The sequence below is a fragment of the Spirillospora sp. NPDC046719 genome (genome assembly GCF_040645715.1).
Classification (GTDB): domain Bacteria; phylum Actinomycetota; class Actinomycetes; order Streptosporangiales; family Streptosporangiaceae; genus Spirillospora.
In genome coordinates this window covers 17,863-32,431 of the sequence record NZ_JBEYYT010000066.1, presented here as the reverse complement: position 1 = coordinate 32,431, position 14,569 = coordinate 17,863, and the positions used below count along the sequence as shown (strand labels likewise).

The 14,569-nt window shown below is 74.5% G+C and carries 14 protein-coding genes; 5 read left to right on the top strand and 9 right to left on the bottom strand.

Annotation, left to right across the window (positions count from 1 at the left end):
* Position 1 precedes the first annotated feature (1 nt).
* From ABZ914_RS14600 to ABZ914_RS14590, 3 genes are all read right to left on the bottom strand, one after another.
* A complete protein-coding gene (locus ABZ914_RS14600; protein ID WP_500193420.1) occupies positions 2–727 on the bottom strand; it encodes a TetR/AcrR family transcriptional regulator in 726 nt (241 codons plus the stop codon).
* A 104-nt stretch (positions 728–831) separates the two neighbouring features.
* Positions 832–2,670: a bifunctional sugar phosphate isomerase/epimerase/4-hydroxyphenylpyruvate dioxygenase family protein gene (locus tag ABZ914_RS14595; protein WP_500193419.1), complete on the bottom strand. Its 1,839-nt coding sequence runs from the start codon at positions 2,668–2,670 to the stop codon at positions 832–834.
* A 72-nt stretch (positions 2,671–2,742) separates the two neighbouring features.
* The gene (locus ABZ914_RS14590; RefSeq protein WP_500193418.1) at positions 2,743–3,360 is read right to left on the bottom strand and encodes a hypothetical protein; all 618 of its coding nucleotides are present in this window, start codon (positions 3,358–3,360) and stop codon (positions 2,743–2,745) included.
* Between the two features lie 205 nt (positions 3,361–3,565).
* Between ABZ914_RS14590 and ABZ914_RS14585 the strand changes: the two genes are divergently transcribed.
* Positions 3,566–4,327 (top strand): MerR family transcriptional regulator, encoded by a 762-nt coding sequence (locus tag ABZ914_RS14585; protein ID WP_500193424.1) that lies wholly within the window; start codon positions 3,566–3,568, stop codon positions 4,325–4,327.
* A 61-nt stretch (positions 4,328–4,388) separates the two neighbouring features.
* Here ABZ914_RS14585 and ABZ914_RS14580 read toward each other — a convergent pair whose 3' ends face one another.
* From ABZ914_RS14580 to ABZ914_RS14570, 3 genes are read right to left on the bottom strand one after another with little or no spacing between them, the layout of a single operon-like run.
* Positions 4,389–5,282 carry a sulfite exporter TauE/SafE family protein gene (locus ABZ914_RS14580; RefSeq protein WP_500193417.1) on the bottom strand — a complete coding sequence of 298 codons (894 nt, stop codon included), beginning with the start codon at positions 5,280–5,282 and terminating at the stop codon, positions 4,389–4,391.
* A complete protein-coding gene (locus ABZ914_RS14575) occupies positions 5,279–5,857 on the bottom strand; it encodes a rhodanese-like domain-containing protein (protein WP_500193416.1) in 579 nt (192 codons plus the stop codon). Before ABZ914_RS14575 ends, ABZ914_RS14580 begins: the two co-directional genes overlap by 4 nt.
* 18 nt (positions 5,858–5,875) lie before the next feature.
* Positions 5,876–7,234 carry an MBL fold metallo-hydrolase gene (locus ABZ914_RS14570; protein WP_500193414.1) on the bottom strand — a complete coding sequence of 453 codons (1,359 nt, stop codon included), beginning with the start codon at positions 7,232–7,234 and terminating at the stop codon, positions 5,876–5,878.
* Positions 7,235–7,423: 189 nt separating this feature from the next.
* On the opposite strand from ABZ914_RS14570, the gene ABZ914_RS14565 reads away from it, so the two are divergent.
* Positions 7,424–7,693, top strand: a complete 270-nt coding sequence (locus tag ABZ914_RS14565; protein WP_190851549.1) for a metal-sensitive transcriptional regulator — start codon at positions 7,424–7,426, stop codon at positions 7,691–7,693.
* A 40-nt stretch (positions 7,694–7,733) separates the two neighbouring features.
* Here ABZ914_RS14565 and ABZ914_RS14560 read toward each other — a convergent pair whose 3' ends face one another.
* Positions 7,734–8,966, bottom strand: coding sequence for an acetyl-CoA hydrolase/transferase family protein (locus tag ABZ914_RS14560; protein ID WP_500193413.1), 1,233 nt, complete (start codon positions 8,964–8,966; stop codon positions 7,734–7,736).
* Between the two features lie 122 nt (positions 8,967–9,088).
* Here ABZ914_RS14560 and ABZ914_RS14555 point away from each other — a divergent pair, with 122 nt between their 5' ends.
* Both ABZ914_RS14555 and ABZ914_RS14550 read left to right on the top strand, forming a co-directional pair.
* Positions 9,089–9,955, top strand: coding sequence for a universal stress protein (locus ABZ914_RS14555; RefSeq protein WP_500193412.1), 867 nt, complete (start codon positions 9,089–9,091; stop codon positions 9,953–9,955).
* A gap of 111 nt (positions 9,956–10,066) precedes the next feature.
* The gene (locus tag ABZ914_RS14550; RefSeq protein WP_500193411.1) at positions 10,067–11,785 is read left to right on the top strand and encodes a sensor histidine kinase; all 1,719 of its coding nucleotides are present in this window, start codon (positions 10,067–10,069) and stop codon (positions 11,783–11,785) included.
* A 58-nt stretch (positions 11,786–11,843) separates the two neighbouring features.
* Here ABZ914_RS14550 and ABZ914_RS14545 read toward each other — a convergent pair whose 3' ends face one another.
* Together ABZ914_RS14545 and ABZ914_RS14540 are read right to left on the bottom strand one after the other, a co-directional pair.
* Positions 11,844–12,422 carry an Rv1733c family protein gene (locus ABZ914_RS14545; RefSeq protein ID WP_500193410.1) on the bottom strand — a complete coding sequence of 193 codons (579 nt, stop codon included), beginning with the start codon at positions 12,420–12,422 and terminating at the stop codon, positions 11,844–11,846.
* A 112-nt stretch (positions 12,423–12,534) separates the two neighbouring features.
* On the bottom strand, positions 12,535–13,770 hold the full coding sequence (locus ABZ914_RS14540; RefSeq protein WP_500193409.1) for an HAD-IA family hydrolase: 1,236 nt from the start codon (positions 13,768–13,770) through the stop codon (positions 12,535–12,537).
* Between the two features lie 168 nt (positions 13,771–13,938).
* Here ABZ914_RS14540 and ABZ914_RS14535 point away from each other — a divergent pair, with 168 nt between their 5' ends.
* Positions 13,939–14,565, top strand: coding sequence for a hypothetical protein (locus ABZ914_RS14535; RefSeq protein ID WP_500193408.1), 627 nt, complete (start codon positions 13,939–13,941; stop codon positions 14,563–14,565).
* The last annotated feature ends 4 nt before the right edge of the window (positions 14,566–14,569 follow it).

Genomic DNA, 14,569 nt, shown 5'->3' with positions numbered 1-14,569 from the left:
GCTAGGAGCCGCCGCGACCGGGCCCGTTCTGCGCGGGCCCGCCGCGGCCGGGGCCGCGCGCGGGTCCGCCGCGTCCCGCGCCGGTCAGGTAGGCCACGACCATCTCGCCGATCATCTCGCGGTGCCGCTCCCGGTGCTCGGGCGCCGTCATGTCCCGCCCGAACAGCGCGCCGAACGTGTGCTGGTTCGCGATCCGGAAGAAGCAGAAGGAGCTGATCATCATGTGCACGTCGATGGCGTCCGCCTCGGCGACGAAGTCGCCGGAGGCGCGGCCGGCGTCGAGGATCTGCGAGATCAGCTCCGCCACCGGGCCGCTGAGGTTCGGCAGCGCCTCCGACTTGCGCAGGTGCTCGGCCTGGTGGATGTTCTCGATGCTGACGAGCTTGATGAAGTCCGGATGCGCCTCGTGGTGGTCGAACGTCAGCTCGGCCAGCGTGCGGATCGCCTCCACCGGCGCCAGGTGCTGGACGTCGATCGTCGACTCCAGCTTGCGCACCTCGCCGTACGCCTTCTCCAGCACCGCGACGTACAGCTTCTCCTTGCCGCCGAAGTAGTAGTAGATCATCCGCTTGGTGGTGCGCATGAGCGCCGCCATGTCGTCCACCCGGGCGCCGGCGTACCCGTGCCGCGCGAACTCCCGCTGCGCGACCTCCAGGATCTCCGCGCGGGTGCGGTCGGCGTCGCGCTGGCGCTCTCCCGAGGCGGATGTGACGGAGTGCGACGGCATGTGACTCCAGGAGAGGGGTGCGGACGAGGACACATCTTATGGTGCTCCCGGCGCCCGCCCCGCTCGCTGACCACGAGTGGTCCCGGGGCGGCGCCCGCCGGGGGCTAGCCCGCGCGGCGGCGCGGCCGGGCGTGCTGCGCGGCGAGCCGGACGGGCGCGTTGACGGCGCCGTAGCCCCGGTAGCCGCCGATCCGCTGGACGATCTCGAAGAAGACGCGGCCGGTCGTCTCGGTGTAGAAGTGCAGGAACTCGCCGTGCTCGTCCCGGTCGTACAGCAGGCCCAGCTCGCGGAGCAGCCGGTGCCTTTCCGCGCCGAGGTCGTGGCGGGCTTCGAGGTCGTCGTAGTAGTTCTCCGGGATCGCGAGCATCGGGCCGCCCGACGCGCGGAACCGGCGCGCGGTCGCCACGATGTCGCCGCTGGCGAACGCGACGTGCTGCCACGCCAGGTCGTGCGACCCGTCGTGCGCGCCGACGTGCGCGACGTTGAGCGCGACCCGCACCCCGCCGTCCTCGGTGGACACCGCCCGGCTGCGCATCAGCCCGTACGGGTCCGGCAGTTCGAGGCTCTCGTGGGGGCGGAGGCCCAGGACGCTCCGGTAGAACAGCGACGCCTCGTCGAAGTGGTGCCACGGCTGGGTGAGCGCCACGTGGTCGATGTGGGTGATCCCACCGGTGGCCGGGGCGGGGCTCCGCCGGTCGGCGGAGAAGTCGTCGGTCCAGCTCGGATGGTCGGGACGCGCCGTCCGGCAGAAGAACACCTCGGTCCCGTCCGGTGCGGCGACGGCGTCCAGCGGGGCGTCGTGCGGTCCCCGCATCCGCGGCAGGACGGGGGAGAGCAGCGCCTCGGCGCGCTTGACCGACGCGGCCGGGTCCGGCGACTCCAGGCCGATCGCGCCGAGCGCCGGGCCGTCCGGGCTCTCCGCGCTCCCGCTGTTCACCAGCACGCGGGCGGCGCCCTGCTCCCAGAGCTCTACCGGCTTGCCGGAGTGCACGCCGGTGCGGACGAACCCGAGGGCCTCCAGCAGGTCCCCGAGCGGGGCGGCGGACGGGGCCGCCAGCTCGGCGAACGCGAAGCCGCTCGGCACGACCGGACGGGGCGGCGACGTCAGCCCCGCCACCGGGCCGCCGGCGCGCTGGCCGACCTGCTCCTCCAGCGCGATGAGGGAGCGCATGGCGTCCTGCGCCGTCCGCATGGACGCCGCCTGCCGGAAGATGTCGTTGAACACCTCCAGCGACAGGGGCCCGTCGTAGCCCGTCCGCAGGACGTACGCGACGAGACCCGCCACGTCCATGTCGCCCTGGCCGGGGAAGCACCGGTAATGGCGGCTCCAATAGAGGACGTCCATCGGGAGCGAGGGAGCGTCGGCGAGCTGCAGGAAGAAGATCTTGGCGCCGGGTATGGCGCGGATGGCGTACGGGTCGACGTCCCGGGCCGAGATGTGGAAGCTGTCCAGGCACAGTCCGAGGGCGGGGTGGTCGGCCATGCGGACGATGCGCCAGGCGTGCGCGTAGTCGCTGACGTGCCGTCCCCACGCGAGCGCCTCGTAGGCGATCCTGATCCCGTGTTCCGCCGCGCGTTCCGCGAGCAGCCGCAGCTGCTCGGCGGCGAGCACGTCGTCGTCGATCGCGGCCGGGGAGACGTTCGAGCACACCAGCATCTGCCGCGCGCCGAGCCGCTCCATCACGGCGAACTTGTGCTCCGCGCGGCGCAGCCCCCCGGCGAGCAGGTCCGGAGGCACCGCCTCGAAGTCGCGGAACGGCTGGTACAGCTCGACGGCCAGGCCGAGGTCCGCCGCGCGCTCCCGGACGTCCTCGGGGCTCAGGTCGCTGACGAGCAGGTCGTTCTCGAAGATCTCCACGCCGTCGAAGCCGGCGCCGCCGATCGCGGTGAGCTTGTCCGCAAGCGAGCCGCTGAGCGACACGGTCGCGATTGACCTGCGCATGGCGCGATACGCCCCCTCTTTATGGACGAACTAGTACGTTAGCGTAGCAAGGGCGCCGCGCCGGCACCCCCTTCACGAGGAGCCGCGTTCCCGGCGGAGCCGCCCCCACGGCTTGTACACGGCGAGGACCGTGGCGAACGCGAGCGTGGAGAGCGACACCGCGGGCGGGAAGAAGAGCGTTTTCACCTTGTCGCTGGACGGCGTCCCGACCAGGAGCTGCTCCCCGTAGTCCGCGACCGCGTCCATGCCCGGCTGGAGCACGACGAGAATGAGGACGCAGAGGAGCAGGTTGAGCGTGAGCTTGACCGCCACCCACCAGTAGCGCAGCAGCCCCCACTTGCCGCCCAGGCCGAGCAGCAGGCCCGTCACGAGGCAGAGCAACCCGGACAGCAGCATCGGCACCGCCGCGAACTCCGCCAGCGCCCGGTACGCCAGGCTCCGCACCTCCACGTCGGAGGCGAACCAGCCGGTCAGCACCAGCACCGCGACGATCACGTCGATGCCGAACCACGCGCCGGCCGACAGCAGATGGACGACCAGCGTGGCGCGCCGCCACCGCCGGGAGAGCCGCCACGCCCGCGCCGTCCGTCGGCCAGGCCGCTCGCCGGTCACGACGGCCGCCTCCTCGGCCGCATCACCGGGGGCGTGCGGGGGCTCCTGCCCTCGATCGCGGGTGGGACGCACGGTCATGATCGGCTCCTTCGGGACGGACCGGGGCCGCCCGAGCGCGGCGGGTGTCCGGTGGCGATGACCGCCAGGATCCAGGCCGGACGTCCGGCGGGCATCGGCCCGGCGGCGACACCCGGCCTACGCCCGGCGCGGTACGGACCGCGCCGCGGCATGCGCCCTTGACCTTCGAGCCGGGTCGAAGGTCTACCGTCCGGGTGTGCGGACGATGCGGATCTCCCAGCTCGCCGAGCGCTCCGGCGTCCCGGCCACCACCCTGCGGTTCTACGAGACCGCCCGCCTGCTGCGGGCCGATCGGTCCGCGGCCGGGTACCGCCTCTACGGCGAGGAGGCGGTGGAGCGCCTGGCGTTCATCGGCGCCGCCAAGAACCTCGGCCTGCGGCTGGAGGAGGTGGCGGAGCTGCTCCCGGTGTGGGAGTCGGGGGCGTGCGCGGAGGTGAAGGCCGATCTCCGCCCGCGCATCGCGGAGCACGCGTCCGAGGCGCGTGCGCGCGCCGCCGAGCTGGCGGCGTTCATCGGCGTCCTGCGCCGGGCGTTGGAGCGGCTGGACGGGCTGCCGGACCGGGCGGGTCCCTGCGACGACGAGTGCGGGTTCCCGCCCGCCGGCACGCCGGTCTCCCCGGCGTCACCGCTCGTCCACGACGCTTCCGCCGGGAGCGGTAGCGGGAGCGAACGGTGGCGGACCGCTCCGGTCGCCTGCTCGCTGAAGGGCGACGCTCTAGGCGAGCGGACCGAGCAGTGGCGGCGGCTGATCGGTGACGGCGCAAGCCGCCGGATCGAGGACGGGGTCCGGCTCACCGTGCCCGCCGACCGCGCCACCGGCATCATGGCGCTCGCCGCCGCCGAGCAGCGGTGCTGCCCGTTCTTCGACTTCCGGCTGCATCTCGACGGCCCGGTGCTGCACCTGGAGGTACGCGCCCCCGATGAGGGCGCCGAACTGCTCACCGCACTGTTCGGCCCGGGAGGCTGACCCGTCGGCCGGAGGAGCGCGACCTCATCGGCGTTCCGGCCGGTGCAGAGGCCCCGGCGGATCAGCGGGAGGCGTGATCGGGACCGGCGGGGCGTATCGTCCGGCAGAGCAGCGAGGCTCCGGCGGCCAGGGCCAGCAGGGTCCCGGCGAAGGCGCCCCAGCCGGGCGGCGTGCCGAGCAGCGCGTGGCGCGCCCCGTCCGGGATCTGCTCGGTGACCACGAACACGGCCATCGCCACGACGAACCAGCCGAAGACGCGGCGGAGCCGGTCCGGCTCGACGCGGCCGGTGAGCCGCGAGCCGGCGAGGCTGCCGGCCACGGCGACGCCGGTCACCGCGAGGGTGAGGCGCCAGTCGAGGTGGACGCTCTGCAGGTGCCCGGCCAGGCCCGCGAACGAGTTGGCCGAGATGACCAGCAGCGAGGTGCCGACGGCGGCGGGCAGGGCCAGCCCGCCCAGCAGGACGAGCGCGGGCACGATCAGGAACCCGCCGCCCGCGCCGATCAGGCCGGTGACCAGCCCGACCACGGCGCCGTTCAGCAGGGTCCGGGCCGCCGGCCGGGGACGCGGGGCGTCGCCCGGGGCCCCGGGACGGGCGCGCGAGCCCCCGCACAGCATCGCGAACGCGGTCATCGCCATCATCACGCCGAAGCCCGCCAGCAGCACCCCCGCGGGGAGGAACGCCGCGAGCCGTCCGCCCAGGTAGGCGCCCGCCATGCCCGCGGCGCCGAACAGCAGGCCGGTGCGCCATCGCACCCGTCCCGCGCGCGCGTGCGGGAGCACGCTGACCGCGCTGGTCACACCGACGACGAACAGGGACATGGCGATGGCCCGCTCCGGGGCGACGCCCGCCAGGTACACCAGGACCGGGACGGTCAGGATCGACCCGCCGCCTCCCAGCAGGCCCAGGGTGAGGCCGACGGCGACCGCGGCGGCGAGAGTGAGGGCGAGGGTCATCCGGGACCCCCGTCCCGGACGAGGCGCTCGACGGCGTCGGTGCCGCACGCGGGCCCCCGGTTGAACGGCAGGCGCGCCAGCAGCATCCCCATCGCGCAGGTGTTGGTCAGCGCCGCGACGGTCAGCCCCGCGCCGATCGCGGCGGCCAGCCAGCGCAGGGCGGGCACGGCGAGGCCGCCGAGGACCCCGACGAGCACGAGCGACCCGGCGACGAGGCGCACCTGGCGTTCGAGGTCCCAGGCGGCGCGGCCGCGGTTCACCGGGGCGCCCGACGCCTCCCAGGCGGTGATGCCGCCGTCGAGGACGTGCACGCCGGTCAGCCCGGCCTCGGCCAGGGCGCGTTCGGCCTGCGCCGCGCGGGCGCCGCTGCGGCAGACCAGCACGGTCTCGCCGAGCCGGCGGCCGAGCTCGTCCCGGTGCTCGCGCAGCAGGTCAAGCGGGACGTTGTACGAGCCGGGGATGTGCACGGACGCGAACTCGGCGGGCGTGCGCACGTCCAGCAGCCGCGGCGGATCGGGTTGGGCCAGGCGCTCGCGGAGCGCCGCGGCGTCGAGCCGGGCAGGGGACAGGGGCATCGGAGGTTCTCCTCGGTGTCAGGCGGCCGCGACGATCGGAAGGCCGGTAAGGGAGTCGGTGCGGTACTCGTCGTCGATCGCCACGACCCGGCGGCCGGCGGCGGCCAGGATCGACGCGGCGATGGACGCCCGGTAGCCGCTCTGGCAGTGCACCCAGACCTCGCCCGCCGGGACGTCGTCCAGGCGCCGGAGCAGGTCGTGCAGCGGGACGTGCACCGCGCCGTCGATCCGGGACCCGGACCACTCCTGGTCGCGGCGGACGTCCAGGACCACGACCGGGCGGTGGTGGCGGACGGACGCCAGATCGGCGAACGTCGCCGTCGGCAGCGTGCTCGGGGCGCCGGACGACCAGTCCTCCGGGCCGCCGGTGGCGGCCGCGGCGGGCCGGTCGATGCCGATGCGGACCAGCTCCCGCTGCGCGGTCGCGACGTCCTCGGCCGTCGCGCCCAGCAGGGTCACCGGCGTCCCCCAGGGGATCAGCCAGCCGAGGTAGGTGGCGAAGGCGCCGTCGAGCCCGAAGTTGAGCGCGCCCGCCGCGTGCCCGGCCGCGAAGGCCGTGCGGCTGCGCAGGTCCACCACCCATTCCCCGGCGTCGATCCGGTCGCGGATCTCCGCGGCGTCCGCGCGGTGCGGCTCGGACAGGTCCGGGGCGTCCGGGCCGGCGGTGTTCGCCGGGTCCATGTGGGCGTAATAGGCCGGGTAGGCGTCGAGCCCGGCGAGCAGCGTCTCGACGTACTCGCGCTCCTCCAGGGTCAGCACCGGGTTCGCGCCCTTCTCCTGCCCGATGGTGGACGCGGTGGCCTGCGACTGCGTGGAGGAGCAGAAGCTGCCGAACCCGTGCGTCGGGAAGATCTCCGCGTCCTCTGGGAGCTCGTCCGCCAGCCGGTGGGCGGACCCGTACTGGGCGTGGACGAGCGCGTCGGTGTGCTCCGGCCCGAGCAGGTCGGGCCTGCCGGTCGAGCCGTACAGCAGGGATCCGCCGGTGAAGACGGCGGGGGCGCGTCCGGGCGCCTCCAGCACGTACGACAGGTGGGTGAAGGTGTGGCCAGGCGTCGCGATCGCGCGGACGCGCATGTCCTCGCCGATCTCGACGACGTCGCCGTCCCCCACCGGGTGACGGTCGAACGCGACGGGGTCCTCGGCGTTGACGTGGTAGGCGGCCCCGGTCGCCCGCGCGAGCGCGAGCCCGCCGGTCACGTAGTCGTTGTGGATGTGGGTCTCGAAGACGTCCGTGACGGTGACGCCCCGCTCGCCCGCCAGGTCCAGGACCCGGTCGATGTCGCGCTGCGGGTCCACGACGAACGCGACCCGCCCGTCCGTGACCAGGTAGCCGCGGTCGCCCAGGGTCGGCGTGTCAATGGAGACGATCTCGATCAACGTGGCCCTCCTCCGATGCTGGATACCCCAGGGGGTATCTTTCGGCCCAGGTTAGCCCCTGGTCGGCGCCCCCGGCAAATACCCCCTGGGGTATCGAATGTCACAGTGGGACCGCAGGTGGAGGCACCTTTCCCGGTGCCGGAGGCGGCCGGGGCGGATACCCTGGGGGGTAACCAGGAGGGGGGACGCATGGAGCTCGAACGGGATTCACTGGCCGACGTCATCGTGCGGTTGAAGCGCGCCCAGGGGCAGCTCGGCGGCGTGATCCAGATGATCGAGAACGAGCGCGACTGCAAGGACGTGATCACGCAGCTCGCCGCTGTCTCCCGGGCGCTGAACCGGGCCGGATTCAAGATCATCGCCACGGGCCTGGAGCAGTGCCTCGCCCAGGGCGACGACCCGGCCCAGGCCGCGGTGGACCGGGCTCAGCTGGAGAAGCTCTTCCTCACCCTCGCCTGACCGCCCTGGGGTTTTCGAGCCGACCGGGCCGACCCGGCCGTCAGGGGCGCAGGACGCCGAGTTCGCGGCCCTGCTCGCGCAGCCCGTCCCGGGCGGACGGGTGCGCGACGTTGTCGATGATCTGCTCGGCCTGCGACGCGGCGTCGTTGCCCCAGACGGTGGCCGTGCCCTGCTCGCTGACGATGTAGCTGTGCTGGAACGAGGTCACCGGCCCGGCCAGCCGCGCGATGACCGTGGAGACGTCCGCGCGGGGATGCCAGGACGGCAGGGCGATGACGGCGCGCCCGCCGGGGGAGTGCAGCGCCCCGACGACGAAGTCGGTCTGCCCGCCGAAGCCGGAGTAGATCGTCCCGCGCACGCGGCTGGCGTTGGCCTGGGCGAACAGGTCCACCTGGAGCGCGGAGTTCACCGCGACCATGCGCGGCCTGCGGGCGATGAGGCTCGGGTCGTTGGTCTTCTCGGTGCGCAGCATCCGGATCCGGTCGTTGCGGTCGGCCCAGTCGTAGAGCTCCCGGCCGCCGAAGGCGAACGAGGCGGTGATGGGGGTCCCGGTGTCGAGCGCGCCGGCCTTCTCCAGCGCCAGCACGCCGTCGCTGAACATCTCCGACCAGACGCCGAGGCCCCGGCGGTCCAGGAGGGACGCGAGCACCGCGTCCGGGACCGCGCCGATGCCGAGCTGCAGCGTGGCGTGCTCGGGGACGAGCCGCGCGACCCGCTCGCCGATCAGGTGGGCGACCTCGCCGGGCGGCCGCGGCACCGGCGTCGCGAGCGGCTCGTCGGCCTCGATCGCGTAGTCGATCTCGTCCTCCGCCAGGACGGCGTCGCCGAAGGTGTAGGGCATCCGCGGGTTGAGCTGGGCGATGACCAGGCCGCCGCGGGCCCGCGCGGCCTCGATGGCCGCCGGGAGGATGTTGACCTCGATGCCCAGGGAGACGGTCCCGGCGGACGGCGTCGAGGTCTGCACGATCACCACCTCCGGCGGCAGCGACTCCTTGAGCAGGTTCGGGACCAGCGACAGCCGCGACGGGAAGTACCGCAGGTTCGCGCGGCCGCGCATCCCGGCCCCGACGAACGGCGTCTCGAGGTCGACCCCCTCGCGGTCGGGAAGGTCGCCCTGCGCGTTGAGCATGAACAGCCGGTACTCGCCCATCGCCGCGTCCGCGATCTCCAGAGCGCGCCGCGGCGCGGCGAAGTTGCCGCCCGCCACGATCCTCGGACGCCCCGGCAGCCCGGCCAGGACGCGGGCGAGGTGCTGCTCCGAGATGACGCGCATGGGGATGCCTTTCCCTGGGCGGCGGGGGCCGCTCCCACCCCATCATGGCCCGGCCGGGACATGATCTCCGGGTCCGGGTGCTCCGTCCGTTACAGCCGCCTCAGGGGGGAGATGTGTTGGGAATGGACGGACTGGACAGGGCCCAACGACCGCACGTCCTGCTGGGCTACGACGCCACCGAGGGCACCGGGGCCGCCCTGCGGTGGGCGGTCGACGAGGCGCGCCTGCGCGGGCTGGACCTGGTGCTGTGCCATTGCTGGCACTGGCCGTACGCCGCGGACCACGTGGACGACGACGTGGAGGCGATCATCAAGCGGGCGGGGGAGAAGCTCCTCGAGCGCGGGGAGGCGCGCGCGGCCGAGCTCGGTGCCCCGGGCGCCGTCGGCGGGCGGCTGAGGGCCGGACCGGTGGCGGACGCGCTGCTGCACGAGGCCGGGGACGCGGAACTGATCGTGATCGGCTCCGGGGAGCGGCACCATCTGCCGGTCGGGTCGACCGCGGTGCGGCTGCCGGCGCGGGCGCGCCGTCCCGTGGTGGCGGTCCGCCACTACGGCCGTGCCCACGGCCTCGTCGTCGCGGGCGTGGACGGATCCGCGGGCGGTGACGCCGCGCTGGGCTTCGCTATGGAGGAGGCCGCGTCGCGCGAATGGGGCCTTCGGGTCGTGTTCGGGGTCTGGGAGCCGTGGGCGGTCGACGAGGCGGAGCTGGCCCTGTTCGCCGACAAGGAGCGGCTCGCCCAGGTCAGGGCCGTGACGCTGGAGCGGGCCGTCGCGCCCTGGCGGCACCGCTACCCGAAGGTCGACCTCCGGGCCTCGGTGGTCATGGACCGCCCCCGCGAGGCCCTGCTGGAGGCGGCGGAGGACGCCGATCTGCTGGTGGTCGGGGACCGCGGCGCCGGCGGTCTCGGCCCGCTGCTCCTCGGCGCGACCAGCTCGGCGATGCTCCAGCACGCCCCCTGCGCGGTCGCCATCGTCCCGTCCGCCGCCTGACCCCTGCGCACCCGATCCCGACCGTCCGCACCTGCTCGGTGCCGGAGGGCGTGCGGCCCCGCCGCCGGGCGCCACCGGGTCCCGCCGCCGCGGGTCGGGGATACTGGGGGCGTGGGCGACGATTCCCGGCCGGGCGAGGACCGTGCCCGGCTGCTCCTGCCGCAGTTGCAGCTGGACGATCTCCTGGCGGAACTTCAGACGCGGCTGGAGGCGGCGCGGTCGACCCGTGACCGGGTGCACGCCCTGCTGGAGGCCGTCGTCTCCATCGGCGGCGAGCTGGACCTGGAGACGGTTCTCCAGCGGATCATCCACGCCGCGACCACGCTGGTCGACGCGCGCTACGGCGCGCTGGGAGTGATCGGCGAGGAGGGGGAGCGGCTCGTCCAGTTCGTCACCGTGGGCGTCGGCGATGAGGAGATCGCCCGGATCGGGCACTGGCCGGACGGCAAGGGCATCCTGGGACTGCTGATCAAGGAGCCGCGCCCGCTGCGGCTCCCGGACCTGAGCGACCATCCCGAGTCGTACGGGTTCCCGGCGAACCATCCGCCGATGCGGACGTTCCTCGGCGTGCCCGTCCGGGTCCGCGACGAGGTGTTCGGCAACCTCTACCTGACCGAGAAGGCCGGCGGCGGGGAGTTCGAGGAAGAGGACGAGATCGTGGTGACCGCGCTGGCCACGGCCGCCGGCGTCGCGATCGAGAACGCCCGGCTGTACGAGGAGGGGCGGCGCCGCGAGCGGTGGCTGGAGGCGTCGGCCGAGATCTCCACGACGCTGCTGTCCGGCATCGACCCCCACGAGGTCACCTCGCTGGTCGCCGAGCGCGCCCGCCAGATCGCCGACGCCGGCCTGGCGAGCGTGGCGCTGGCCGAGGACGACGGCCGCGCGTTCATGGTGGAGGCCGCCGACGGCACCGGCGCCGACCGCCTGCGCGGGCTGCGCGTGCCGCTGGACCACCCGGTGGCCGGGACGGTGTTCCGGGAGGGCGTCGCCGTGCGGCTGCCAGACGGCGCGGAGGCGGCGCAGCAGGCGGGCGCGCCGGCCGAGGTCCCGGTCGGGCCGGTGCTGGTGGTGCCGCTGGGCGTGGGCTCGTCGGCCCGGGGCGTCCTCGCGGTGGTCAACCCGCCGGGCGGGCCGGTGTTCTCCGAGGGGACGCAGCGGCTGCTGGAGGCGTTCGCCGGGCAGGCGGCGGTGGCGCTGGAGCTGGCCGACCGGCGCCGGGACGCCGAGCGGCTCGCGCTGCTGGAGGACCGCGACCGCATCGCCAAGGACCTGCACGACACCGTCATCCAGCGGCTGTTCGCCACCGCGATGACGCTGATGGCCGCGATCAAGATCACGCAGCGGCCGGAGGTGGCGGCCCGGATCCAGCGCGCCGTCGACGACCTCGACGACACGATCCGGCAGATCCGCTCGTCGATCTTCGCGCTGCAGGCGACCGGCGGCGAGGAGTCGCTGCGCGGCCGCGTGCACGCCGTGGCCGACGCCGCCGCCGAGCACCTCGGGTTCGCGCCGTCCGTGCGGGTGGACGGCCTGCTCGACACGGAGGTCGACGACGAGACCGGCGAGCACCTGCTCGCGGTGCTGCAGGAGGCCCTGTCGAACGTCGCGCGGCACGCCCGCGCGGGGCAGGTCGCCGTGGCCGTGGACGTCGGCGACGAGCTGACCCTGCGGGTGGAGGACGACGGGGTCGGCATCCCCGAGGACGGCCGCCGCAGCGGCCTGCGCAACATGCACGAGCGCGCCGAGAAGCAGGGCGGCTCGTTCGGCACCCGGCCCGGGCAGGCCGGCGGCACCGTCCTCGTCTGGCGCGTCCCGCTGCGTGACTCCTGACCGGCGGCCCCTCGACGTCCAGGGCCGCCCGTCCGGTCAGCGGCCGATGGCGTGCCGGTCAGGGGCCGATGCTGTGCCGGTCGAGCCCGGCCAAGGCGGCGTCCCAGCGCTCGTCCCGGAGCCGGTCGCAGCGGCGCCGGACCAGCGTGTACAGGCCGCCGAACGTCAGCCCCACCGCCGCCAGCGAACCGAGCTCGTAGGCGGCGGTGTCGCTGACGGTCCGCGCGTGCGTCCGGGGCGGGTCGTCCCTGACCCCTTGCGGACCCGCCCAGACGTGCAGGCGCGCACCCACGGGGGCGGCCCGCCAGGTCAGGTAGCCGGCCGTGCGCCGCGCCCCGTTCGCGTCGGTCCAGGTGACCGTCACCTGGCGCCCCGACACCTGCTCCTCGGCCGCCGTGACGGTGGCCTCGACCCTCCGGAGCGTCGCGGCCTCCCGGTGCTCGGTCCGGACGCCGGCGCCGTAGACGTCCTGGCCGACGCGGACCGACACCAGGGCGGCGACCACCGCGCATCCGGCCAGGAGGACCAGCCCGATCAGCCACTGGGCGCGGTCCACGTCGCGCCGGAGCTCGTTCCGGTCGAATCCGCAGCAGCGCCGCAGGCGATTCAGCCGCTCCCCGATACCGCCGGTTCCCATGGCGTCCTCCAGCCGTTCTCCCTGCCAGCAGGTTAGGAACCCGGCCGAGCCTCCGGAAGGGCCGGAAGGCCCTTGTCAGGAAACTCCCTGCAAAGCGGAGGGCGGCGGTCCCTCAGCGGCGCAGGACGAAGGTGGTCATCCGGACGCCGGGGCGGCCGTGCAGGTCGGGGCGGTCCGCCCGGTGGACGAGGCGCAGGCCGACGCTCTCGGCCAGCGCGATCGTCTCCTCCGCCGGAACGTCGAACATCCGGCGCCCCGGCGGGACGGGGCCGTGCCGGACGACCAGCACGACCGTGGCGTCCGGCGCGAGCAGCTCGGCGAGGCGCTTGACGCCGTGCGCGCGTTCCGAGGCGTCCAGGTGCATCCAGACGGCGCTGAGGAGCACCAGGTCGAACTCGTCGCCGCGCTCGCGCAGCGCGGGCAGGTCGGGCAGCCGGTCGTCCACCCACTCGATCGGCCGGCCGGCGTGCAGGCGCCGCCCGTGCGCCCGCATCTCGGCGACGGGTTCGGCGGCGACCACCCGGTGCCCGAGGCCGGCGAGCGCGGCGGCGTCGCGGCCCGTCCCGGCGCCGATGTCGAGGACGCGCGCGGGCGGGGCCGGCAGGAACGGCAGCGCCTCCTCGTGGACGTCGGCGAACGCCACGCTCTCGTACTGCTCCGCCAGCGTGTCCGCCGCCTCGGCGTAGCCGGCGGTGCCGTCCGCCAGGCCGAGCAGCCGGGGGAGGTCGCGCATGTCGTCGAAGACGACCGTGCCCGGCCCTTCGAGCCATTCCGCCGGGGTCAGGCCGCCCGCGTACCCGAGGACGCGCATGCCGGCGGCGCGGGCCGCCTGCACGCCGTAGCGGCTGTCCTCCACCACGACGCAGCGGGCGGGGTCGACGCCCATCTCCCGGGCGGCGAACAGGAACAGGTCGGGGGCGGGCTTGCCCTGCGCGACCTGCGTCGCGCTGAAGATCCGGCCCTCGAAGCGGCCGTGCAGGCCGGTCCGGCCGAGCGTGTGGCGCATCTTCTCGTGGCTGCCGCTGGACGCCACGCAGGTCGGCAGGGTGATGGCCGCCAGCGCCTCGGCGATGCCGTCGACCGGCGCCAGCTCCGCGTCCACCGCCTCCCGGTGCAGCCGCTCGAACCGGCGGCCCGCCTCGGCGGTCAGCTCCGGCCCGAGCCGCGCCTCGATCAGCTCGTTGATCGACGCGGTCGACCGGCCCACGAACCGCTCGGTCACCTCCGCCTCGCTCAGCGGCCAGCCCAGCGCGGTCAGCACCGCCGAGTGGGTGCGCACCGCGATGGGCTCGCTGTCGACCAGCACGCCGTCGCAGTCGAAGATCACCAGTTCGATCGAATCAGTCACGAGGCACTTATACATGCATAACCGGCATGAGCGCGTTCGGCGTGGAGTGTCGCGGCTGCGCATCTCCTCCGCTGTCGACCGAAAGGTCCCGCGAGGCGGTGCCCCGTGAGTAGGGTGTGATCACTCCGGCGAGGCGGCGCCGGTTCGGCCGACAAGGAGATCTGAGCCGTGGTCGTCACCTTCAACACGACCGGCCTGCAGCGCGTCGACGAGACGACCTGGGTGCATCCGGGGACCGGCGACTGGATCACCCAGAACGTCACGAACTCGCAGCTGGGGGAGCCGGCCTGGCTGGAGGACGTCCCCGCCATGCGCCGCAACCTGGCCGCCGGATACGCGCAGATGGGCTGCCTCATCGAGGCCGAGCCGGTGGTCCTCGGCGGCGTCCGCGGCGTGTGCCAGGTGGTGAAGGCGCCGATCCCGAACGCGCCCAGCGGTCAGGTGTTCATGGCGAACATCTTCCTGGCCAAGGCCGACCGGTACGTGATGTTCGGCTGCTCCGCCGCGGAGAGGGGCGTCACCGGGATGCGCGAGGCGACGATCATGGCCACGCTCGGCGTCGGACTGGACGGCTGGCTGCTCCCGCATCCCTACGCCCCCGAGGTGACGGGCGCGCTGCCGTTCCACCGCGGCGACGACCCGGCATGGGACGCGCAGTTCCCCGACCATCCGCTGTCGCGGGTGCGGGCGTGGGTGCGCTGGGCGACGGCCACGGCGACGGTCGACCCCGGCTTCGCGGCGCTGCCCGAGTTCGTGCCCGGCCGTGCGGCCCCGGGCCCCGGCTCCGCCCGCTGACCGG

Excerpts from the sequence above, each read along its gene's own strand:
- ABZ914_RS14595 (WP_500193419.1), bottom strand. The coding sequence starts at position 2,670 with ATGCGCAGGTCAATCGCGACCGTGTCGCTCAGCGGCTCGCTTGCGGAC.
- ABZ914_RS14590 (WP_500193418.1), bottom strand. The coding sequence starts at position 3,360 with ATGACCGTGCGTCCCACCCGCGATCGAGGGCAGGAGCCCCCGCACGCC.
- ABZ914_RS14575 (WP_500193416.1), bottom strand. The coding sequence starts at position 5,857 with ATGCCCCTGTCCCCTGCCCGGCTCGACGCCGCGGCGCTCCGCGAGCGC.
- ABZ914_RS14580 (WP_500193417.1), bottom strand. The coding sequence starts at position 5,282 with ATGACCCTCGCCCTCACTCTCGCCGCCGCGGTCGCCGTCGGCCTCACC.
- ABZ914_RS14585 (WP_500193424.1), top strand. The coding sequence starts at position 3,566 with ATGCGGATCTCCCAGCTCGCCGAGCGCTCCGGCGTCCCGGCCACCACC.
- ABZ914_RS14600 (WP_500193420.1), bottom strand. The coding sequence starts at position 727 with ATGCCGTCGCACTCCGTCACATCCGCCTCGGGAGAGCGCCAGCGCGAC.
- ABZ914_RS14555 (WP_500193412.1), top strand. The coding sequence starts at position 9,089 with ATGGACGGACTGGACAGGGCCCAACGACCGCACGTCCTGCTGGGCTAC.
- ABZ914_RS14545 (WP_500193410.1), bottom strand. The coding sequence starts at position 12,422 with ATGGGAACCGGCGGTATCGGGGAGCGGCTGAATCGCCTGCGGCGCTGC.
- ABZ914_RS14560 (WP_500193413.1), bottom strand. The coding sequence starts at position 8,966 with ATGCGCGTCATCTCGGAGCAGCACCTCGCCCGCGTCCTGGCCGGGCTG.
- ABZ914_RS14565 (WP_190851549.1), top strand. The coding sequence starts at position 7,424 with ATGGAGCTCGAACGGGATTCACTGGCCGACGTCATCGTGCGGTTGAAG.